Genomic DNA, 20,913 nt, shown 5'->3' with positions numbered 1-20,913 from the left:
TCATGCAGACCCCGGCAGCAATGCCGGGGTTTTTTTGTGGCCGACTCCTGCGCCCTTCCTGTGCGAACGATCCAACGCCCCCGCCGCTATCGCCTGCGCCGGCGTCCCCCAGCCCTGCCGGCTTTCTGGTGTCGCCTTACTCCGCCCCGGGGCTTTGTCGACTATCTCCAGAAACGCGACTGGGAACTGCTGTTCAGCGCGCGCGACATCCCCTACCGGTTTGACAAGTTTTCCGGCCGGGAGCATCTGTACGTCCCTCCGCTGTATGAAGGCATCGCCCGCTACGAGCTGGCAGCCTTTTCCCGGGAGGCGCGCACGCCTCCATCTGCGCCGCCCTCCCTGCCGGCGCACGCGCATACAGGCTGGACCGCCCTGCTCCCCCTCTTCCTTGTTCTCTGGCATGGCTGGCGTGAAGGCTGGTGGCGCTGCCCCTTTCCCTGGCCGGATGCCGCCAGCTGGGACCGCCTGGGGGAACTTGACAGCGCCCGTATCGCCGTCCACGAAGAATACTACCGTTTCGTAACGGCTCTGACCCTGCATCAGGACGCCCCCCATCTCTGGGGCAACGTCCTCTTCGGCCTGATCTTCCTGCCGCTGCTGGCGCGCGCCGCCGGTGCGGGACGCGCGCTGCTGATCTGCCTGCTGGGGGGCAGCCTCGGCAATGTGGCCAACTATCTTTTCCGCCAGCATGCCTTCATCAGCCTGGGGTTCTCCACGGCTGTCTTTGCGGCCCTTGGCGCACTTAGCGGCGTGGCGACGCTCTCACAGCGCAAAAAGGCGCTCCTCCCGCTGGCGGCGGGCATGGCGCTCATCTCCCTGCTGGGGACAGGCAACGAAGATGTGGATTATCTTGCCCACTGTTGCGGCTTTGGGGCGGGCTTTTTGCTTGGCATGCTGGAAGGCGCACAAGACCGCTTTGCCCCGGCATGGCAAATCCCCCAGCTCGTTGCCTGGCTGCTGTCCCTGCTGCTGCCGCTGCTTGCCTGGCGTTGGGCATTCTTCGGCTGACCCCTCCGCCAGGCCCCCCCTCACGCACAAAAAAAAGCCTCCCGCCTGAAACAGCGAGAGGCTTTCGCCTGAAACCATACGACGCTTGCGCGACGGCCTTGTCGCAAAACCTTACTTGAAAGCCTTTTCAAAATTCGGCACGACCTGCTTCTTGCGGCTCATGACGCCATCCAGCCAGACCGTATCGCCGGAGAGGGGCACGCCGAAGGCCTTTTCCACCACGGACGGATCATCAGAAACGAACAGCAGTTCCGAACCTTCCTTCATAATGTCGGTCAGCAGCAGGAAGACGCTGTGCCGCCCGTCAGCCTTGATGCGGGCGATCTCCTGCTTGAGTCCGTCCTTGACGCCATCCAGCAGGGAAAGGTCCACCACTTCCAGCTGTCCGATGCCGACCTTTTTGCCGCTCATATCGAAATCCTTGAAATCACGGAAGACGAGGTCCTGCATGCTGGCGCCGTCCACGGCGCTCTTGACGCGGAACATATCCATCCCCAGCACCATCACATCATCCACGCCGGCAATGGCGGCCAGCTTTTCCACAGCCTTCCTGTCCGCTTCCGTACTGGTGGGCGACTTGAACATGACGGTATCGGAAAGAATGGCGCACAGCATGCCGCCGGCGATGCTGCGCGGGATCTCGATGCCATAGAATTCGTACATATTGGTAAGCACCGTATTGGTGCAGCCCACGGGCCAGATCCAGGCCTCCAGAGGGAGGGATGTCGTGATGTCGCCGAGCTTGTGGTGATCCACGATGCCCATGACCGTTGCGCTGTCCATTCCCCTGGGGGCCTGCCCAAGATCGGAATAATCCACGAGATACACTTCCCGGCCGGCAACGTCCTCCACAATCTGCGGCGCCGTCAGTCCAAAACGCTCCAGAACAAAAGCCGTTTCAGGAGCCGGCTTGCCCTGCGCGGCCGGAACGACGTCCAGCCCCCGCTTGGCATACAAGTCAGCGGCGGCAATGGCGGAAATGATGCTGTCGGTATCAGGGTGCAGATGACCAAGAACGTATGCGGACATGATGACTCCTTGCAACGCTCCCCGCAGGGAACGGTGATATGTGACTTTCGCCGGGCAAGAGCGCTCGCCCGTTCCACGTCTTTGCAATATTTTGCCGCGGATTGCAAATCCCGCAAGCCGGCGGACGGCTGGCCCTGCTACCGGCGCACGCCCAGCAGCAGAGAGACTGCCCCCCGGCGCTCTGCCGTGTCCAGTCCCTGGCCGGATGGCGCGCCCGAGCGCCTACGGCTTGTCCTCTTCCGGGGGCGCGCCTCCCGGTGCGGCTGCCTCCGGCGTATCCTGCGCGCCGGGCCGGGCCTTGGGATGGGCGGCATCATACACGCGCATCAGGTGCTCAAGGCTGACCTGCGTGTATCGCTGCGTCGTCGTCAGGCGACGATGCCCAAGCAATTCCTGCACGCTGCGCAGATCGGCCCCGCCGTCCAGCAGATGGGTGGCAAAGGAGTGCCGCAGGGCATGCGGCGAAAAATGCCTGGTCACACCGGCCAGACTGCCCAGACGATCCATACTGCGCACGGCTTCCCGCCGCTGCATCCGCCTGCCGCCGCGTATCCCCACAAAGAGGGCCGTTTCCCCGTCCGCCGCCAGCAATGGACGATCATCCAGCCATTCCCGCAATGCCGGCACGCAACTGTCGGACAGCGGCGCCAGACGCTCACGATTTCCCTTGCCCATGACGCGCACGACGCCTGCCGCCAGCTGCACATCGTCCACATCGAGGCCCAGGGCTTCGGCAATGCGCAGGCCCGAACCGTAGAGCAGTTCGGCCAGCGCCCTGTCCCGCGAATGCCGCAAAGGGTCACCGTCCGTACCGGCTTCGGCATCCAGCACGGCAAAGATCTCATCGACATTGAGCACGCGCGGCTGGTAGCTTTCCTGCCGGGGGTTGCGGACGGCTTTTGCCGGGTTTTCCTTCACCAGACGGGAACGCAGCGCATAGTGAAAAAAACTGCGCAGGGCAGCCAGCTTGCGCGACATGGAGGATCTGGCTTCGCCCCGGCGGAAGAGCTCGGCCAGAAAGGCCTGGACATCCCGCCTGCCGGCGTCGCACAGCCCTTCCGGGCTGCCTCCCTGCTCGACGAGAAAATCCGCGAACTGCCGCACATCGGTCAGATAGGCCCGCACCGTCGCCGCCGAAAGTCCACGCTGCGTCTCCAGCCACAGAAGATAGGAAGCCAGCATCGCCTCCCGCTGCCGGTCATCCGCCGCCCCGACGGACTTCGTCTGCCCGCTCTCCGCCGGAGCGCGGCAGAGTTGCCCGGCTTCCTGCGGGGAGGCTCCTCCGCTTTTGCGCCGCCCCCTCGTCATGCCAGCGCCTCATAGCGCGCACCGGGCAGTCGCCGCACCCGCCCGGCAAGCTCCAGCTGCAACAGCAGCGCGGCCAGACTGGCCGGACGCACATGCAGACGCGCCGCCAGATCATCCACATGGAGCGGTCCCTCCTGCAGAAGCCTGAACGCTTCGGCCGCCTCGCCCTCAGGCGCGGCAGCCTGCGGCTCCGCGGCAACGATGTCCGCGCGCTCTCCCGGCTGCCCTTCCACGGTCGCTGTCCGCTCCCGGTGCAACGACTGTCCGGCAGGCCCGGCAGACGATGCGTTCTCCAAGGACGGGACAGGCGTCTCCTGCGCGGCTGCCCCCTTTTCGTCGCTTTCCGCTTTCCGGCGCGCTTCCTCAGTCATGGCATGCCGCAAAGCCTGCTCGTCAAGGACGGGATGCTCGATGCCGTACGGGCGCAGGCGCTCGAGAAGATCGCGCAAGATATCCTCAGCGGCGAACACGGGACGGGCCCCCTGACGGATCAGCTCCTGTGCGCCGCAGCATTGCTCATCCAGGGCCGGACCGGGAACGGCATAGACTTCCCTGTTTTGTTCCAGCGCCGTCCGGGCCGTGATCAGGCTGCCGGAGCGCGTGGCCGCCTCCACCACGAGGATGCCCAGTGAAAGCCCGCTGATGATGCGGTTGCGAACAGGAAAATTTTCGGGCAAGGGGGGCGTCCCCGGAGCGAATTCGGACAGCAGCAAGCCGCCTTCCCGATCCATGCGGGCAAAAAGCTCGGCGTTGCGCTGCGGATAGATACGGTCGATCCCCGTTCCCAGCACGCCGATGCTGCGGCCTATCTCGCGCAGGGCGGCGTCATGGGCGCTGGCGTCGATCCCCTGCGCCATGCCCGAAACGATGCTGATGCCGCAGGCCGCAAGACAGCGGGCCATATGGGCGGCCACCCTGCGCCCCTGCGCCGACGCCTTGCGCGCACCGACCACCGCGACGCAGGGAGCGCGCAACAGACTCACATCCCCCCGGCAGTACAGCAGTATGGGCGCATCCGGCAGGGTTCGGAGACAAGCCGGATACAGTGGATCGCTCCAGAGCAGGATACCGGCAGACAGACGGCGCGCGGCGTCCCATTCCCGCCTTGCCGTCGTCCGCCATGAGCCGGAGGCCATTTCGACGGCGACAGACGAGCGCTTTCCCGCCTTGCGCCACTGATCAAGCTGCTGCAAAGCCTGGTAGGCGCTGCCGAAACGCTTCAGAAGCGACGCCTGCGTCCGCGGACCGACTCCCCGGCAATGACGCAAGGCGAGGCTGGCCCAATATTCCTTGCGACCAGCCTCGTCCAGATTCTGCCACTGCGGACAGTACGTTATGCTTTTCTCTGACAATGCCTGCTCAACTCAGCGGCCGATGCCGCTGGACCGGATCTTGCCCGCCGCTTCGGACTTGGGGAAGAGTGCAAGCACCTGCTGATACTGCTGGCGTGCCCCCTGCTGATCGCCCAGACGGCTCATGGTCATACCGGCCTTGAGCATGGCGTCGGCGCTCTTATGATGCGCGGGATAGCGGGAGCTCACCGCCTGGAACTGCCCCAGCGCTTCCTGAAGCTTTCCTTGCGAGTACAGAGCTTCGCCGATCCAGTACTCGGCATTGGGAGCAAGCTTGCCCTGCGGATACTGCTGGAGGAACTGACGGAAACGCTGGATGCCCTCCTCCGTACGACCGCTGCGCACCACCTGCAAAGCGGCCTGATATTCGGCATTCTCCGTCCGGGGAGAAGAGGAGATGGCCGGAGCGGGCGTGGTGGCGGGGTACGGCTGAGGCTGCACGGCCGGCATGGTTGCGGCGGGCGACCCCTGAGCAGGCTGCGGCGTGCCGTTGATGCTGGGCAGCTGCGGCACCGGTACCGTCGCATCTCCCCTGCGGGAAGCCGGCGTGCCGGGCGTCACCGACGCAGGCGAGGGCGCAGGCTGCCGGACTTCAGGCGCAGCGGCCGGAGCCGGCGTCGGAGCCGCGGGAGCGGGCGTGGCGGCGGGCAGCGTGGCGGGAGCCGTCGCCGGCGGCATGCCAAGAGCGGAGGCGTCCGCCGGTTCCTGCGGCTTTGCGACCGGGGCCGGAGCCGGAGTGGCAGGCGCACGCCGCTGTGCGGCAGGACGGCGCGCCGCACCGGAGGAAGCCCCGGGGAAAGGAGCCGGTTTGCTGGCCGGATCGATCACCCGCGACGCCGGAGCTTCCGCCTTGGCCTTATCCTGCTGAGCGGCCGGGGCCGGGGCGGCAGGTTCCCCCCCGGGGTTGCGCAGTTCGCTCGGGGTCGGGTTGTAAACAGGGACAGCCACCATGGACGTCTTTCCGCCACGACGGGTACGCACTTCGTACGTCGTTTCGCTCAACGTCGTGAGACGGCGATCAAGAGAATCCACACGCTGTGCAAGCTGGGAGATCCGTTGCGAATTTTCCAGCACGCCAGTCCGATTCTCCACCGTCGCATCTTCCAGCTGACGGTAGCCGCAGCCGCTGGAAAAAACAAGACATGCCAACGACAAGGCTGTCAATTTATTCATTTTTCCCCACACTCCTCTTCATCAGGAAAAATAAAACCTCATGTTTTACCTTAAACATCCTCGGCCCAATGAGGTGTTCTTCCAGTAAAAAATAAAAAATTTTTCCCGGCAAGGCAAGCCTTTACCTGCCGTCCGGCCCATTTTCCAGAAAAAAATTCGACAATTTCTTTATTTTTTTGACAGCCCCCTGTCTGCCCCTTGCGGCGATACGTTTTTTCAGGCACAACGCCTCTATACTCTTTTGTGCGATGCCGCACGACAGCGTGTGCGCTTTCCTTCTTTCACACCAGCGAGACAAGGGCGGTCATATGCAGGCTTTCTTTGCCGATAATCCTGTTTTGCAAAATATTCTGGATATGGCGGCCATCATCATTCCACTGTCGATGCTCTTTGCCTTCTGCGGCATCAGCATCCTGGCTGTATCCGGGGAGGTGCTCTCCCTGCTGCGGCGGCGCGGCTTTTATGGCAAATGCGCCATGCAATTGTCCATGCTCGGCCAGGGTCTGGGGTGGACGCTGCTCGTGGGCGGTCGCGTCTGGCTCTATTTTCTTGAGAAGGACATACCCGGCGGGAGCACCCTGATAACGATCCATGAAGTCAGCTGGCTGGTGCTTGGCCTTTCGGTCATCTTCAGCTGCATCTACTTTCTCTTGTGGAAGACGCTGGCGCAGTATCCCGGCATCCATATCGGCGTGGGCATCATCAGCGCGTTGCAAGGAATACTGGCCCTGCTGCTCGTCCTGGTCTGCCTGCGCATCGCCGCCGTCGCCAGCCTTCCGCAAGCGGAAGAAGCGGGCATCACCCTGCCGCAAGCGCTGATGCCCGTCTGGGGAACGGATTACGCCACAAGTCTGTGCTACATCCCCTTCCTGCTGCTGGCCATGCCCGCCGCCTTCGGCTGTGTCTGGCTGCTGCTGCGCCGCAAGAAGGACGACTTCGGCCGGGATCATTACAATACCGTGCTTCCCTGGTGCGCGGCCTGGGCGCGCAATGCCTGGGGCGTACTCTGGCTGCTGCTGCTTGCCGCCAGCGGTCTCGAAGTTTTTCGGCTGGTGCAGGCCCAAATGTTCACGCCGGCTGATGGCGTGACGGCCGGCATACGGGTACTGCTCTGGCTTGTGCCCGTGCTGCTCTGGTTCATGGCGGCGCGCAGCACCACCCCCCTGCGCCACAAGATCGGGTTGAGCCTCAGCCTGGTGCTGAGCTGTCTGTTCACGCTCCCCTTCTTCATGGGACTGAGCAGCTGGACGCCCCTGCCCTGAGCCAGTACTCCAGCCTGAAGCTGTGGATGCCGCCGGACATGCTCTGGCGGCATTTTTGTTTGCCTGCCCCAGTAAGCGGAAGCGTGTCGTCCGTACGCGGAAACTTTTTTTTCGCAGGCCTCGGAAACATCAACGAGACTGTACGGCCCCCAGGCTGTTTTCTCCACGACACCACACGGAAACGGACGTCCTTGCCGCAGGCGTGATGAGCGTCCTGCCCCGGGAGCCGCCGAGCCGGAAGGGAAGCGGGATGACCGCTCGGCAACCCGATGGAGCGTCTTCCGGCCCGCCATACACGGCCTGGGCGTGCATGAACGGCAGTTGGCGCGCATTCCGCAGCCAGCTCGAGGAACAGCGGTGCGCTTCAGCAAAGCAGCCCCGACCTCTGTGGAGGCCGGGGCTGCGGACGTGGCTGGATGAAAAAGCCAGACCAGGTTAGCACTATTCGCTGTCTGCTTGGGGAGAAGGGGAAGCCCTCGCTCTGCTGTCGATGCCTGTAAGGCCTTACGGCCTGACAGGCACGGCCCTGCGGGCCGCCTTTCGGTCGCCGCCGGTGCGGGAGGGGTTCCCCGGCAGATTGTCAAACGAAAGTTGACACAAGGAAGCCCCCGTCTTCCCTCATTCCTTCCCCAGCGCGCTTTTACCGGGGAAAAGTCGGGAACACGCGACAAGCCCGCCCCAAAAGACACGCGGGGCATGCACAGCTTGTTTTCACTTATGTATTGAAATTGTTCACAAAATCTACACAAACAGACCCTAGGCCGCGCCGCTCTCCGCCGCCTTCATCTGAGCCAGCAGCTTCTTGGCCGGTTCATAGTCGGGATCAAGCTCAAGGGCGATCTCCGCCGCCTGCTTGGCCTTGTCCTTGCTGTAGCCCAGCGAGAGGACCTGGGCCATATTGTAGGCCACGACAGGCGATGTCCGGGGCAGGCTGGAATTGAGCGCCAGCGCCTTGAGCATGAAACGGTTGGCGTTTTCATACTCCTTGCCTTCGGCATGGGCCATGGCGATATTGTAGTAAAGCTCGCTGGAGTTGGGCGCGATCTGCAGGGCGCGCTTGTATTCCACGATGGCGTCAAGCCACCTCCCCTGCTTGCGCAGGCAGATCCCCAGCTGATTGAAGGTCGTCAGGTCATCGGCCGTCAGATCCTTGCCCTTGAGTTCAAGACACTTGCGGAGATACTTCTCCGCCTGGGCCGGATCCTTGTCCTGCAGGGACATGGCGATCTTTTCCGACATAAGCGCCACCTGCTGCATGGCGTTCTTGTAGGCACGATTGACGGCGCCGTCAAAAAGCTTCTTGGCCTCGTCCATGTTGCCCATTTCCATCTGCAGCTCGGCCATCTCCACCTTGCGCTGGGCGTTCATGGGGGACAATTCGTCAAGCCGCTTGAGATATTCAAGCTGCATATCGGTCTTGCCGTCTTCCTTGGCGAGATCCACCAGCTTTTGCAGCGGCTCCAGATAATCTTGCGAATACTTGCAGGCCCGCTCGTAGGCGATCTGGGCCTTGTCCCTGTTGCCGGAAACACGCAGCGCGTCCCCCAGCACGACATAGCCTGAGGCGCTGTCCGGCTTGACCTTGAGCACCCCTTGCGTAATCTTGATGGCTTCGCTCCCCACGTTCTTGATGACGAACTTGCGCGCCTTGTCGAGCAGCTGCCGGATGGTGCTCGGCTCGCGCAGGGTGACGGCCATCTTGTCGATGAGATCGATACTGCTTATGGGCTTGAGGATGAAGTTGTCGGCGCCGGATTCATACAGCAGCATGATACGCGCCTTTTCGGACGACGTCGTCATGGCAAAGATACGCAGATCGGGAAAGCTTTCCTTGAACTGGCGTACCATGAAGCTCGTCTCCCCGGAGCCGCTCATAACGCTTTCGATAAAAAGCGCCGGCCGCTTGTGCGCGGCGAAGGAATCCGTGATGGCCTTGAGCAGCTTGCTCGGATCAGGAACGAAGACGACGAGTTCAGAGGCCGGTAAGCCCATTTCCTTCACAGTGGCGCGCAGCAGGCTCAAAATGGTCGGGTCATCCGAAAGGCAGAGAAGCTGTCCATTCCGTTTGGTGAAGTAATCCCGAATGATAGATTTTTGCTTGTTCTGCTTCTGTTTTGTCTGAAAGTCTGCAAATGCCATTCTCTGCTCCAGCTTACATGGGAAACATGACCCGCAATCCGGCAAAGCGCAGCTTCACCGGCAACAGACGGCATATATAATGGATATGGTCGATCCAGGCAACTATGCAACAGGCAGGCGTACGCCGGCCGGAGGATCTGTGGCGGACATGCACGGAAAAAATTTCCCGGCACGATACTTGCTTACAACGTCACGTCATGCAAATTTTTCATCGGCCTCGCCATACCCGCCCTCTTGTGGGCGCTGTCCGCTCTGATCTGGGAACGAATCCCCCAGCAGTTCCTTTTTTGTCAAAAAAAGGGGAGATGCCTCCCCTTTTTGCAAGAAAACGCTGCTTTTTACCGATGAAAAAAGTCATTCTCCCCGAATCAGCGGACATGGGGAGAATGCCCTCATCCTTGTCACCGCAGCCGGCGGCACGGCAAAAGCATGTTGTGCAGCCCTGCTAGGCCTGAAGGGACAAAGCTCCATGCGCAGGCTGGGCATACGCCCGGCCATAGGTCTCGCTGCGCTGGGCGACCTTGCCGCCAAGGGCTGCATTGTTGAAGAATTGCATTTCGCTTTCGCTCAAATATTTGCGGGCGGTATACAATTCAAAAAAATTCTTCTCTTCCTGGCTCAGCACGGAAGAAGGTTCCCGGGATGCCACGTCCTGTTTCAGGGGAAGGACGGCTCCCGGGCCCGTGACCGCGGACAACTGGGGATTGACGCACCCTGTCGCCTGCAGGCCTGCCTGTGACTCGAACGTCTCTGCGAACGAGCTGCACCCCGCAGCCTGCCGCGAACGCGCCGTCTCCGAAGGTGACTGCGCGCGAGACACCCCAACGCTGTTGATGTTCATAACTCCCTCCCAAAACGTTTCTCTGTACCCTACGCACTTTTGCCGGAAAAGACTAGTATGTGAAAATAGCTTTAAATTCTAGCATGTTGAAAAAAATCAAGATGAAGTACAATGTTTTTTTCATTTTTTTATCCAATTAAATCAAATGATTAAAACTTTATACCTTTTCTAGAAAATTTCAAAAAAACGTTTTTTTTCTGTCATTGACGCTGCCCCCATTAAAAAAAATACATAAAAACAATATATTTCAATATATTAAAAAAATACCCAGGTTTCACGGAACGGAAAACCGCCCATCCTGGCCTGTTTGTCCGTTTTTATCCCTTTGAAATATATGTTATAAAACATGCCTGCCGCCGTTTCCGGGCATACCGCTGGAACACGGACGCCGTTCCAATTCCCCCACGGCGTCAGCCGCGCGTGACCCGGCAACACTTCGCTCCTGCACCGCGATACTGACGACGCCACTCGTCCAGAAAGAGGATGGCCGTTTCCACGTCGCTCAGAACGCCACTCTGCTGCCGCAACCTGTGGACGACATTCTCAAAAGATGCTCCGGGGCCCAGCTCGAGGTGCTGCAGCAATTCCTGGAGGGGCTGCGCAATGACTGTCTGTGCCGCTGCCGCCCGCCACGGGCCGCATGCCTCGGCCACATAGTCCAGAAGCTGCTGCATCCGCTGCATATAGGTATGCTCCGCCAGCACGCGCTCCCGTGCCCGCCGGCTGTACTGCGCCCGCTCTTCGGGATGTGAGAGGAAATAGTCTATCTTTTCATAAAGTTCAGACTCGGAATCAAAACAGGCCAGCTCATCTTCAGCAAAAAGCTCCGGCAGGAGCCGCCGCCTGTCCACCAGCTGGAAGGCTCCCATCGCCGCCAGTTCAAAGGTACGCGGATTGACGAAGTCCCCGTGACTGACCAGCCTGTCCGTTTTCAGGCTGGAATGCAGGTTCAGATTGATGCGTGAAGCATTGTAGATCTTGACGCTCTCCTCCTCGCCGATGCGCTGTCCCTGCCGCTGAATGCAGGGGGCGAGCACGCTCTCTCCGTCCCAGTCCGACCCCCAGATCTTGAAATCCCGTCCGGCCAGCGGACGAAACGCCAGCCGCCGGTTGGGGTATCCGGCCCCGAGAAAGCCGATGTCCGCGCCGTATTCCCGCGTTTCCTCCGCCGTCAGCGTCAGCGGCCGGTGGAATTCGGGCAGAGCGGCCAGCGGCAGATAGGGGGCGTGCTCCTGCCCCGCGGCGACGAGTTTTTCCTGGAAGGGCTCCTTCTGGATGACGGCAAAGACGTCATACAGCGGTGCATAGGCCTGCCAGTAATCAAAAACCTGCCAGTCCTCCACGAACCACATGGCCGTCCGCACTCCGGCCTTGCGCAGCTTTTGCAGACTGAGCCGGTTCAGCGGCGCCTGCGCCAGCGCCAGCACGAGATCCGGTTCAAACTGCTCCACCTGCGCCAGGATGCCCTGATTGAGCACCTGGAGGAAGGAATTTTCCAGCGGGCCCAGCGAGGAAGGAGGAAGTTCCAGGGTCTTCAGACCGGTAAAGGCGGAATGGAAGACCGGCGCATCGAAAAGGCGCACGGCATGCCCCATGCTGGTCAGGGCTCTGGCGCAATACCGGCCAATGGGCAGGGAGCCGCCATACAGGGGCAGCACCACAAGAATACGCAGAGGGGACGACATCAGCTATACCTCCTGGGGGGCAACATCCAGTCGCTGTCGGCACGCAGCCAGCGACGCACAGTCTCTTCAGCGGCAGCGGACGCCTCGTCGCCGGTCATGTCCGGCAGCGGCGTCCCCAGCCAGGCGGCCAGTTCCCGGCGGGCGGCACGGCGCAGGGCCGCCCGGGAATCCTGCCCCGCCGCGAGCCGCAGCACGCCGCCCAGGGCATCCAGTCCGCTCGTCCAGCATTGCAGCCCGGCAGGGAGCCGTCTGCCCGCCGCCGACGTATCCCCCTGCACCAGGGCCACCAGCGCGCCAGGCAGATGTTCGTCCTCAAACGGAAGCCGGCAGCGTACGTCATACGGACAGGGAGCCGATTCCAGACAGGGCACGCAGGGAATATCCGCCTGGATGACGGTATGGCCCACTCCGTATGGGCCCGTCTCATGCGCATACGCCGAGGACAGGAAAAAGGCCAGCACCGGCACGCCCAGCGCGGCGGCAAGATGCATGATGCCGGTATCCGGCGTCACCAGCCTGTCCAGACCACGCACGGCCTCCACCAGAGCTGGCAGATCTGTCCTGCCGCTCAGGTCTTCCACATTGTCGAGCATGCGGGACGGCAGCTCGCGCAACAGACGACGGGCGGCCGGGCGCTCCTGCGCCGTGCCCAGCAGACGCACGCGCGGCCCCCCCATGAGATCATGCAGCGTACGCACGATGCGTGCCAGCAGCGGGACCGGCAGGGAACGACGGGACTCCCGCCCGGCCAGCACCACGCCCAGACCGGCCCCGCCGCCCGCTGCCGGGGGATTGACCGCATCGGGAGCGATGGGCTCCGGCGCGAAATGCCCCCAGTAGTCCACCAGATTGAGACTGCCGCAGGCACGGTGCTCCGTCAGCCGAAAGGCTCGTCTGGCCCAGGGGGATCGTTCGGGGCCGCCGCGGCCCGGCCGGTAGCCGTGCACCAGCTCCGGCGCGAAAAGGCGGCAGAGGCTTGCCCCGGCCGACGAGAAGTTGCAGTTGTAGACGGCCGCAAAATCCAGCTCGCGCCAGGCCCGCAGCACGTCGCCGACCTGCCGGACGGCGACGGCCGCATCCCGCGTATAGAGCGGCAGGGCATGCAGCCGGGCAAAGGGATAGAGCACGCGGGCCAGCGGCACGAGCCCCGTATCCACGGCGAGATGCGTTTCCCCCCGTGCCGCCAGCGTCAGCAGGAGACGACGCGTCTGCACAAGATCCCCCAGACGGGCGGACTGGATGACAAGAAATCGGGGCATAAGCATTCCTTTGCCGCCCGCAGCCGGGCAGACGACATTCCAGCCTAGCCCAAGCCGTACGGAGAGGCAAGAAAAGCCTCCCCTCCCCCCCTTGCGCACGGCGTCGGCTTGCGTATACTGCCGGGGGTGACCTATGAAATCCGACCTCTATCCTCTGTTTCTCGATCTGCATGACGCCCGCTGCCTCGTGGCGGGGCTGGGCGATGTCGGCTGCCGCAAGCTGCGGGGCCTGCTGGACGCGGGCGCCGCAATGGTGCTGACCTTTGACGTCGCCGAACCGTCCGCCGAGGCCGCCGTCCTGCTGGCATCCCCCCGGGTGCGGCATGCCCGGCGCGCATGCACGGAAGCGGACGTGGCGGGCTGCCGGCTGGCGTTTGCCGCAACGGGCGATCGTGCGGAAAATGCCCGCATCGTTGCCTTGTGCCGGACGCATGGCGTCCTCTGCAATTGTGCGGACGCTCCCGAGACGGGAAATTTTCAAGTGCCCGCCCTTGCCCGGCAAGGAGAGCTCATGCTGGCCCTTTCCACGGGGGGAGCCAGCCCGGCTCTGGCCCGCCGCTGGCGGCGGGAGCTGGAGGACTGGCTTGCGCCCCGCGTGCGCATGGCCCGGCTCATGGGCCGCCTGCGCCCCTGCGTGCTTGCCTTGTCCAGCGACTCGGGGCAGAATGGCAAACTGTTCCGCAGCCTGGCGGAATCCCCCTTGCAACACTGGTTGCAGGACGGCGACCTGGAGGCCTGCCGCGCCTTCCTCACACAGAGCCTGCCGCCGGAACTGCATGCCCGCATACCGGAGTTTCTGCATGATCTCGCCTGAATCCTCCACTCTGCTCACCCTGTGCCTCTACGGAGCGGCCAGCCTTGCCGGCATCAGCGGCATGATGCTGCGCAGCGCCGCCTTGCGTAAGGCCGGCTGCTGGCTGGCCGGTTTCGGCTTCCTTGTCCAGACGCTCATGCTGGCGCTGGGCTTCCACTCCACCCTGCCGGGGGGACTCAGCCTGGGGGCCTATCTCCAGATGCTGGCCTGGTTCGTCCTGCTCTGCGGGCTCATCTCCCGTCTACGCTACCGGCAGGAGGCCACCCTCATCCTGTCCGCGCCGCTGGCGCTCATCCTCTTCATCATGTCGGCCCCCTATCTCTCGGCGGTGGTGAAGATCCCCCCTCAGTTGAGCGCCCCGTTCTACACCCTGCATATCGGCGCGCTCTTCCTCAGCCTCGGCCTGCTGACGCTGGCCTTTGCGGCGGGCTGCATCTTCCTTTTTCTGGAAGGTCGCATCAAGAGCAAGCAGGCTATGAAGGGTTTCTGGCAGGATATGCCCGCCCTTTCCCTGCTGGACAAGATCAATGCCTTTGCGGTCCTGACGACCTTCCCGCTCTACACGCTGGGCATCGTCGCCGGTCTCGTCTGGGCCAAACCCGTTTTCGGCGCCACCTTCAACGGCGACCCCAAGGAGGTCATCAGCCTTACCGTCTGGCTGCTGCTGGCCGTCCTTTTCCATAACCGGCTGACCCGTGGCTGGCGGGGCCGCAAGCCCGCGCGACTTGTGGTCATCATCTTTGGTCTGTGCCTTTTTTCCATCATCGTGGTGAACACCTTCATGGAAACGCACCACGCCTTCATCAGAGGCTGATCTATCACCATGAACTGCGATCTTGTACTTGTGGGGCTCAATCACCGCACGGCGGGCGTGGATGTGCGCGAGCGCTTCGCGCTGGTCGATCACTGCTCGGCGGACAGCTGGGCCGTCCCCTGTGAGGGAGCCATCAGCGAGGCCCTGATTCTCTCCACCTGCAACCGCGTGGAGCTGCTGGCCGCCGGCCACGGCGACATGGCCGAACAGATGCTGAGCGACTGGGCCCATACCTGCAAGGCTCCGGTGGAAGACCTGCGGCCCTACGTCTATATATATAAGGGTGTCGAGGCCATACGCCACCTCTTTACCGTCGCCTCCAGTCTGGATTCCATGGTGCTGGGCGAGCCCCAGATCCTGGGCCAGCTCAAGACGGCCTACCGCAAGGCCGCGGCCTGCCATACCACGGGGCTCATCCTCAACCGTTTGCTGCACAAGGCCTTTTCCGTGGCCAAACGCGTACGGACGGAGACCGCCGTGGCCTCCAGCGCCGTTTCCATCAGCTATGCCGCCGTGGAGCTGGCCAAACGCATCTTCGGCGACATGCCCTCCCATCGGGCCATGCTGCTGGGGGCCGGCGAGATGGCCGAACTGGCCGCCACCCATCTGCTGCAAGCCGGCATCGCGGAGATCCTCGTCGCCAACCGCACCCTTGCGCGCGGCCAGGAGCTCGCCCGGCAGTTCAACGGCCGGGCCATCGCCTTTGAGGCCATTGCCGCCCATCTGGTGGATGTGGACATCATCATCGCCTCCACAGGCTCGCCGGAGCCGGTCATCCGCGCCCGCGACATCCGCAGCGTGCTCAAGGCCCGCAAAAACCGGCCCATGTTCTTCATCGACATCGCCGTCCCCCGCGACATCGACCCCGACGTCAACGGGCTGGACAACGTCTATCTGTATGATATCGACGACCTTAAAGAAGTAGTTGAAGAAAATCTCGCCTCCCGCCGGGATGAAGCGCAAAAAGCCGCCGAGATCGTCGATGACGAGGTGGGACATTTCGAGCAATGGGTACAGGGGCTGGACATGCAGCCCACCATTGTGGACCTCATCCAGCGCGGCGAACATCTTGCCGAAGAGGAACTTGCCCGCACGCTCAAACGGCTGGGGCCCGTTTCCGATGAGGTACGCGAGGCCCTCGACGTGATGGCGCGGGCGCTGGTCCGCAAGATGAACCATGATCCCATCGTCTTCCTCAAGGAGGGAGCGGGCTCGCATGAGGGCAGCGCCTCGCGCATAAGCCTGATGCGGCGCATCTTCAATCTGGACGGCGGGACCTGTAGCCGCGCCGCACCACGGGAGAAAAGCTGATGCGCGCCTATCTTGCGGAAGATCTGCCGCCGGAACTCTGCCGCCGTCTGGCGGACTTTGCGCGCGAGCGCGGCTACGCCTCCTCGCTTGAGGGGCTTTTCTGGCTGCCCGTGCCGGAAAGCCTCTGGTCACCCCTGCAGCGGGAACATGCCGCCCGCTGCGGTCCCTATGCCGTCTCGCTGGAGATCGGCGAGGACTTTCTGCGTCTGGAACTGCTGGTCCGCGCCTGCAACCGCCTGCACTGCGACTGTGTCGCCCCGGCGGACAGCGCCACCCGCCAGGCGCTCATCGACCGGCTGGAAGAGCTCATCAGCGAATGCGATCTGCCGCACTAGCCTGCCCGCCCCGTGCGTCCGGCATCCGCCGCCCGGGCGGATCCGTATCCTTCTCTCCTTGCGCCTTCGCAGCAGGCTAGCCGTGACGCCTCCTCTGTTCGTCCCCCCGGCATCGCTCCGGGAGCTGCGGCCCGCCGTGACCCGCGAGTGCCTGCGGCTGGAAAACCGCCTTCTCCGCTTCGGCGTCGTCCGCGGTCAGTCGCTGCTGCTGGCGGTCTCCGGCGGGGGGGACTCCACCGCCCTGACCGTCATCCTTGCCCTGCTCGCTCCCCGCCAGGACTGGCGGCTGCATGCCTGCACCGTCAACCACGGTCTGCGGGCGGAAGCCGATGCCGAATGCGAGCAGGTACGGCGTCTCTGCGCCGCGCTGCATATCCCCCACCATCTCCGCCATGCCCCGGTGCGGGACATGGCCCGCGCGGCCGGGACAGGTCTGGAAGAAACGGCCCGCAAGGCCCGCTATGCCCTGCTGGAAGACGTGCGCCGGCAAACGGGCTGCCACTGGCTGCTCACCGGCCATCAGCGCGAAGATCTCTGTGAGGATCAGCTCATGCGGCTTTTGCGCGGCACGGGCTGGCCAGCGCTGGGCGGCATGCCCGCCTGTGATCAGGAACGCCGCCTTCTGCGGCCCCTCCTGCCCCTGTCTGGCAAAGAACTCCGGCAATGGCTGACCGAATGGGGGGTCCCGTGGAGTGAGGACAACTCCAACAACGATCCCGCCTTCCTGCGAAACCGCCTGCGTCACACCGTCCTGCCCCTGCTGGAGAGGGAAAACCCCGCCTACGGCGAATCGGCATCCCGCCTCTGGCAGCTGGCCCAGCTGGACGCCGCTTACTGGGAACGCACGCTGGATGCGGCCCTTGCCCTGACGCCCTGGCAGCAGACCGAGGACGGCATCATCCTCCCCCGCGCCCTGCTCCGCGCCCATCCCCCGGCCGTGCGCCTGCGCCTCTACCTGCGGGCCTTGCGCCACCTGAACCGCCGCCACGGCGGACAGGCCCGCGCCGAACGCCTGCTGGCGCTGGATCAGGCCTGGCAGGAGGGCCGGGGCAATACGCGCTTCCAGTTCCCGGGAGGGCTTGTGGCCGTCCTGCGGGGCGGCGCCGTCACCTTCGGCACAACGCCGCCCGACCAAAAGTGAGCGAAAAACCACATTTTCTCCGCGAAGCGATGAACCGTATGGTTTGAAGCGCGAAGCATTTCAAACGGAAAATGCTTCAGGCTCTGTTAACACAAATTCCACAAACAATTTCAATAGATAATATAAATGGGCTGTACACGCTCCGCTTGCTTTTGGGGGCGGGGTTGCCTCGTGTCCCTGACGCTTCCCCGGTAAAAGCGCGCTGGGGAAGGGATGGGGGGCTTGGGGGAGGGGAACACCTCCCGCGCTGGCGGAGGGGTTCCCCTCCCCCCAAACAGGAAACGAATAATGTCAACAGGCCCTCATGGACAGAGACGAAAAAGCCCCCTTTGCCTTGTGGGCAAAAGGGGCGAAACGACATGTTTTCCCTGAGCCGTCACTCCTGCAGGGCGTCGCGCACGGCCTGCGCCAGATGTTCGGCATCCAGGCCCACCATGCGCCGCAACTCGGCCTGAGTGCCATGCTCCACAAAGGCGTCCCAGAGTCCCAGACGGCGGATGCGCTGCCCGCGCAGCGCTCCCTTGTCGGAAAGCAGTTCCAGCACAGCGGACGAAAAGCCTCCGGCCCGGACGCCCTCCTCCACCAGCACGAGCACGGAAAAACGCTCCGCCAGCTCCAGCAACTGGGCTTCGGGCAGCGGCTTGATCCAGACGGCATCGAACACTTCCGTGGAAATGCCCTCCGCCGCCAGCATCTCCGCCGCCTGCAAAGCCGGATGCACGCAACTGCCCACCGCGATGAGCACGGCATCCTTCCCCTCACGCAGGCATTCCCCCTGCCCGACGGGCAACAGGGCGGGCTCTCCCTCCAGCGGCTCGCCGACACCCGCGCCGCGCGGGATGCGCAGGGCGCAGGGCGCATTGAGCGTAAGCGCCGTGGCAAGGCAGTGCCGCAGCGCGTTTTCATCCCGGGGGGCCAGCAGATGCATATTGGGGATATGCCGCAGATAGGCCATATCGAAGACGCCGTGATGGGTCGCGCCGTCCTCGCCCACCAGCCCGGCCCGGTCGATGCAGAAGGTCACGGGCAGATTCTGCAGGCAGACGTCATGGACTATCTGATCATAGGCTCGTTGCAGGAAGGTGGAATAAATGGCCACCACGGGGCGCAGGCCCTGACTGGCCATGCCCGCCGCAAAGGTGACGGCATGCTGCTCGCAGATGCCCACATCGGCAAAGCGGTCGGGGAAGCGGTCCTGAAAGGCCTGCGTGCCCGTGCCTTCCGGCATGGCGGCGGTGATGGCCATAATGCGCTTGTCCTCTTCGGCCAGCGCCACCAGCGTCTTGCCGAACACGCTGGTATAGGACGGCGCCGACACCGTGGCCGACGGCACGGCCTTGCCCGTTTCCGGCAGGAAATGCCCGACGCCGTGATAATGCGTGGGGTCCAGCTCCGCCGGGGCATAGCCCTTGCCCTTGCGGGTACGCACATGCAGCAGCACCGGCCCGTCCTCCACACCGGCGGCCATTTCCAGATGCGTTCGCAGAGCGGCCAGATCATGGCCGTCCACAGGCCCGATGTAGGTGAAGCGCAGGGCCTCGAAGAGCATGCCGGGCGTGAAGAAGGACTTGAAGCTCCATTCGCCGCGCATGGCGTAGGTGGCCAGATGATTGCCGATGCGCGGCACGGTCCGCAGGAAGGTCAGCACGTCCTTACGGACCTGCCGTACCCAGCGGCGGGACAGCGTGCGGCTCAGAAAACGGGAAAGGGCCCCCACGTTGGGCGAGATGGAGATCTCGTTGTCGTTGAGCACCACGATAAGCCGCCTGCCCATGTGGCCGGCAAGGTTGAGCCCCTCAAAGGCCTCGCCGCCCGTCAGGGAACCGTCCCCGATGACCGCCAGCACATGATGGTTCTCATGCAGGTAGTCACGGGCCACGGCCATGCCCAGCGCCGCCGAGATGGAGGTGGAAGAATGGCCCACGCCGAAATGGTCGTAGGGGCTCTCTTCGCGCCGCGGGAAGCCGGAGATGCCCCCCAGCTTGCGCAGTGTGTCAAAGGCGGCATGACGGCCGGTCAGCAGTTTGTAGGCATAGGACTGATGCCCCACATCCCAGACCAGCTTGTCGCGGCTCATGTCGAACGTGGCCAGCAGGGCCAGCGTCAGCTCCACCACGCCCAGCGAGGGCGCAAGGTGTCCGCCGTTGCGCGCCACCACCTTGATGATGCGACGCCGCAGCTCGTCGGCCAGCTGCTGGAGCTGGCCGTCCGTGAGGTTCCCCACCTGGGCCGGCCCGGTGAGGGAATCGAGCAGAGGCGTCGTGCTTTCCCTGTCCATCGCGCTAGGCCGTTCTGTTGACAGTGTAATCCGCCAGCGCCGCCAGGAAGGCGGCTTCCCGCCCCTCAAAGCGGGACAGCGCGGCCTGCGCGCTGTCGGCATAGCCGCGCGCCAGTTCCCGGCTCTTGTCCAGCCCCACCAGCTTGGGGTAGGTGTTCTTGCCCTGCTCCTCGTCGCTGCCGGCAGGCTTGCCCAGCGTTTCGGTGTCCGACACCACATCAAGGATGTCGTCGGCGATCTGGAAGGCCACGCCCAGCGCCGCCCCGAAGTCGCCGATAGCCTTGAGCGCCCCGGCATCGGCCCCGGCCAGCAGGGCCCCGCACACGCAGGAGGCGCGCAGGATGGCCCCGGTCTTCATGGCGTGCATGAGACGGAGCTGATCCAGACTGATGCTCTCCATGCCGGTGAAGATCATGTCCCATTCCTGTCCGCCCACCATACCGGACGAACCGGCCGCCAGGGAAAATTCCCGCAGGGCGGCCAGCACACGCTCCGCGGGCAGATCAAGGCCGCTCATAACGTAAAAGGCGTCCGTCAGCAGGCCGTCCCCGGCCAGGATGGCCGTAGCCTCATCAAAGGCCTTGTGGTTGGAAGGCTTGCCGCGCCGCAGGTCGTCGTCGTCCATGGCTGGCAGATCGTCGTGGATCAGGGAATAGGTATGCACCATCTCGATGGCCCCGGCAAAGGGCAGTACCCTTTCCGGCGCAAGACCGCACATGGCCGCCGTGCTCATGCAGAGCACGGGACGCAGCCGCTTGCCGCCCGCCTGCAGGCTGTACAGCATGGAATCCTTGAGGCGCGGCGGCAGCTCCCGCCCGTCCAGACAGGAGGCTAGCCAGGTCTCGACCTGAGCGCCGCGTTCCTTGAGCAGTCCTTTCATTTCCTGAGGCGTCATATGCTTTCCTCCTCGTCCGGCTGACGGCCGGACACGGCATCCGTAAGAGTCATATCCTTCTCCTCGCCATCCTGCCAGACGGACATCTGATGGCGGGCCTTTTCCAGTTGCTCCCGGCACAGGCGGGAACACTCCACGCCCTCCTTGTACAGAGCCATGCCCTCTTCCAGCGGCAACCGGCCTTCTTCCAGCGCGGTCACGATCTCCTGGAGACGTTCCATGCGGCCCTCAAAGTCGGCCGGGATCTTGTTGCGTGAATTCTTCATGTG

The 20,913-nt window shown here is 63.5% G+C and carries 18 protein-coding genes; 7 read left to right on the top strand and 11 right to left on the bottom strand.

The window, feature by feature from the left end; translation table 11 throughout:
* The first annotated feature begins 60 nt into the window (after nt 1-60).
* Nucleotides 61-1,008: a rhomboid family intramembrane serine protease gene (locus Q0J54_RS01790; RefSeq protein WP_296303590.1), complete on the top strand. Its 948-nt coding sequence runs from the start codon at nt 61-63 to the stop codon at nt 1,006-1,008.
* A 111-nt stretch (nt 1,009-1,119) separates the two neighbouring features.
* On the opposite strand, the gene Q0J54_RS01785 is transcribed toward Q0J54_RS01790, so the two are convergent.
* The 4 genes from Q0J54_RS01785 to ybgF all read right to left on the bottom strand — a co-directional run bounded on the left by Q0J54_RS01785 (nt 1,120) and on the right by ybgF (nt 5,870).
* Nucleotides 1,120-2,037 carry a manganese-dependent inorganic pyrophosphatase gene (locus tag Q0J54_RS01785; protein ID WP_296303589.1) on the bottom strand — a complete coding sequence of 306 codons (918 nt, stop codon included), beginning with the start codon at nt 2,035-2,037 and terminating at the stop codon, nt 1,120-1,122.
* A gap of 222 nt (nt 2,038-2,259) precedes the next feature.
* Entirely contained in the window at nt 2,260-3,219 is a 960-nt protein-coding gene (locus Q0J54_RS01780) for a tyrosine recombinase XerC (protein ID WP_296303631.1), read from the bottom strand.
* Nucleotides 3,220-3,341: 122 nt separating this feature from the next.
* Nucleotides 3,342-4,697, bottom strand: coding sequence for a DNA-processing protein DprA (dprA, locus tag Q0J54_RS01775; protein ID WP_296303588.1), 1,356 nt, complete (start codon nt 4,695-4,697; stop codon nt 3,342-3,344).
* 12 nt (nt 4,698-4,709) lie between these two features.
* On the bottom strand, nt 4,710-5,870 hold the full coding sequence (gene ybgF, locus Q0J54_RS01770) for a tol-pal system protein YbgF (protein WP_296303586.1): 1,161 nt from the start codon (nt 5,868-5,870) through the stop codon (nt 4,710-4,712).
* A 308-nt stretch (nt 5,871-6,178) separates the two neighbouring features.
* Between ybgF and Q0J54_RS01765 the strand changes: the two genes are divergently transcribed.
* Nucleotides 6,179-7,132, top strand: a complete 954-nt coding sequence (locus Q0J54_RS01765) for a hypothetical protein (RefSeq protein WP_296303585.1) — start codon at nt 6,179-6,181, stop codon at nt 7,130-7,132.
* Between the two features lie 756 nt (nt 7,133-7,888).
* On the opposite strand, the gene Q0J54_RS01760 is transcribed toward Q0J54_RS01765, so the two are convergent.
* The 4 genes from Q0J54_RS01760 to Q0J54_RS01745 form a co-directional block, all read right to left on the bottom strand.
* Entirely contained in the window at nt 7,889-9,271 is a 1,383-nt protein-coding gene (locus Q0J54_RS01760; RefSeq protein ID WP_296303584.1) for a response regulator, read from the bottom strand.
* Between the two features lie 445 nt (nt 9,272-9,716).
* Nucleotides 9,717-10,112, bottom strand: coding sequence for a hypothetical protein (locus Q0J54_RS01755; RefSeq protein ID WP_296303583.1), 396 nt, complete (start codon nt 10,110-10,112; stop codon nt 9,717-9,719).
* Nucleotides 10,113-10,522: 410 nt separating this feature from the next.
* Entirely contained in the window at nt 10,523-11,797 is a 1,275-nt protein-coding gene (locus Q0J54_RS01750) for a glycosyltransferase (protein ID WP_296303582.1), read from the bottom strand.
* Nucleotides 11,797-13,056: a glycosyltransferase family 9 protein gene (locus tag Q0J54_RS01745; protein ID WP_296303581.1), complete on the bottom strand. Its 1,260-nt coding sequence runs from the start codon at nt 13,054-13,056 to the stop codon at nt 11,797-11,799. The genes Q0J54_RS01750 and Q0J54_RS01745 overlap by 1 nt, the downstream gene beginning before the upstream one ends.
* A 133-nt stretch (nt 13,057-13,189) precedes the next feature.
* On the opposite strand from Q0J54_RS01745, the gene Q0J54_RS01740 reads away from it, so the two are divergent.
* The 5 genes from Q0J54_RS01740 (at nt 13,190) to tilS (ending at nt 17,471) form a co-directional block, all read left to right on the top strand.
* Entirely contained in the window at nt 13,190-13,870 is a 681-nt protein-coding gene (locus tag Q0J54_RS01740) for a bifunctional precorrin-2 dehydrogenase/sirohydrochlorin ferrochelatase (protein WP_296303580.1), read from the top strand.
* Nucleotides 13,857-14,684, top strand: coding sequence for an inner membrane protein YpjD (locus Q0J54_RS01735; protein WP_296303579.1), 828 nt, complete (start codon nt 13,857-13,859; stop codon nt 14,682-14,684). Before Q0J54_RS01740 ends, Q0J54_RS01735 begins: the two co-directional genes overlap by 14 nt.
* Nucleotides 14,685-14,693: 9 nt before the next feature.
* Entirely contained in the window at nt 14,694-15,995 is a 1,302-nt protein-coding gene (gene hemA / locus Q0J54_RS01730) for a glutamyl-tRNA reductase (RefSeq protein ID WP_296303578.1), read from the top strand.
* Nucleotides 15,995-16,330, top strand: a complete 336-nt coding sequence (locus tag Q0J54_RS01725) for a hypothetical protein (protein WP_296303577.1) — start codon at nt 15,995-15,997, stop codon at nt 16,328-16,330. The genes hemA and Q0J54_RS01725 overlap by 1 nt, the downstream gene beginning before the upstream one ends.
* A gap of 82 nt (nt 16,331-16,412) precedes the next feature.
* Nucleotides 16,413-17,471, top strand: a complete 1,059-nt coding sequence (gene tilS, locus Q0J54_RS01720; protein WP_296303576.1) for a tRNA lysidine(34) synthetase TilS — start codon at nt 16,413-16,415, stop codon at nt 17,469-17,471.
* A 376-nt stretch (nt 17,472-17,847) separates the two neighbouring features.
* On the opposite strand, the gene dxs is transcribed toward tilS, so the two are convergent.
* The 3 genes from dxs to xseB are packed head-to-tail and all read right to left on the bottom strand — an operon-like array spanning nt 17,848 to nt 20,910.
* Nucleotides 17,848-19,749, bottom strand: coding sequence for a 1-deoxy-D-xylulose-5-phosphate synthase (gene dxs / locus Q0J54_RS01715; RefSeq protein WP_296303575.1), 1,902 nt, complete (start codon nt 19,747-19,749; stop codon nt 17,848-17,850).
* Between the two features lie 4 nt (nt 19,750-19,753).
* Nucleotides 19,754-20,644, bottom strand: coding sequence for a polyprenyl synthetase family protein (locus Q0J54_RS01710; protein WP_296303574.1), 891 nt, complete (start codon nt 20,642-20,644; stop codon nt 19,754-19,756).
* Nucleotides 20,641-20,910 (bottom strand): exodeoxyribonuclease VII small subunit, encoded by a 270-nt coding sequence (gene xseB / locus Q0J54_RS01705; RefSeq protein WP_296303573.1) that lies wholly within the window; start codon nt 20,908-20,910, stop codon nt 20,641-20,643. The genes Q0J54_RS01710 and xseB overlap by 4 nt, the downstream gene beginning before the upstream one ends.
* Nucleotides 20,911-20,913 lie beyond the last annotated feature (3 nt).

Origin of the sequence: uncultured Desulfovibrio sp. (genome assembly GCF_944324935.1) — a bacterium.
GTDB lineage: Bacteria > Desulfobacterota > Desulfovibrionia > Desulfovibrionales > Desulfovibrionaceae > Desulfovibrio.
Note: the sequence above shows the minus strand (reverse complement) of the source record. Positions and strands in the feature narration are given on the sequence as shown.

Coding starts and splice junctions, on each gene's coding strand:
- Q0J54_RS01780 (WP_296303631.1), bottom strand. CDS start 3,219: ATGCTGGCTTCCTATCTTCTGTGGCTGGAGACGCAGCGTGGACTTTCG.
- Q0J54_RS01710 (WP_296303574.1), bottom strand. CDS start 20,644: ATGACGCCTCAGGAAATGAAAGGACTGCTCAAGGAACGCGGCGCTCAG.
- ybgF (WP_296303586.1), bottom strand. CDS start 5,870: ATGAATAAATTGACAGCCTTGTCGTTGGCATGTCTTGTTTTTTCCAGC.
- Q0J54_RS01785 (WP_296303589.1), bottom strand. CDS start 2,037: ATGTCCGCATACGTTCTTGGTCATCTGCACCCTGATACCGACAGCATC.
- Q0J54_RS01755 (WP_296303583.1), bottom strand. CDS start 10,112: ATGAACATCAACAGCGTTGGGGTGTCTCGCGCGCAGTCACCTTCGGAG.
- Q0J54_RS01745 (WP_296303581.1), bottom strand. CDS start 13,056: ATGCCCCGATTTCTTGTCATCCAGTCCGCCCGTCTGGGGGATCTTGTG.
- Q0J54_RS01740 (WP_296303580.1), top strand. CDS start 13,190: ATGAAATCCGACCTCTATCCTCTGTTTCTCGATCTGCATGACGCCCGC.
- hemA (WP_296303578.1), top strand. CDS start 14,694: ATGAACTGCGATCTTGTACTTGTGGGGCTCAATCACCGCACGGCGGGC.
- Q0J54_RS01750 (WP_296303582.1), bottom strand. CDS start 11,797: ATGTCGTCCCCTCTGCGTATTCTTGTGGTGCTGCCCCTGTATGGCGGC.
- Q0J54_RS01760 (WP_296303584.1), bottom strand. CDS start 9,271: ATGGCATTTGCAGACTTTCAGACAAAACAGAAGCAGAACAAGCAAAAA.
- xseB (WP_296303573.1), bottom strand. CDS start 20,910: ATGAAGAATTCACGCAACAAGATCCCGGCCGACTTTGAGGGCCGCATG.
- Q0J54_RS01765 (WP_296303585.1), top strand. CDS start 6,179: ATGCAGGCTTTCTTTGCCGATAATCCTGTTTTGCAAAATATTCTGGAT.
- Q0J54_RS01735 (WP_296303579.1), top strand. CDS start 13,857: ATGATCTCGCCTGAATCCTCCACTCTGCTCACCCTGTGCCTCTACGGA.
- dxs (WP_296303575.1), bottom strand. CDS start 19,749: ATGGACAGGGAAAGCACGACGCCTCTGCTCGATTCCCTCACCGGGCCG.
- Q0J54_RS01725 (WP_296303577.1), top strand. CDS start 15,995: ATGCGCGCCTATCTTGCGGAAGATCTGCCGCCGGAACTCTGCCGCCGT.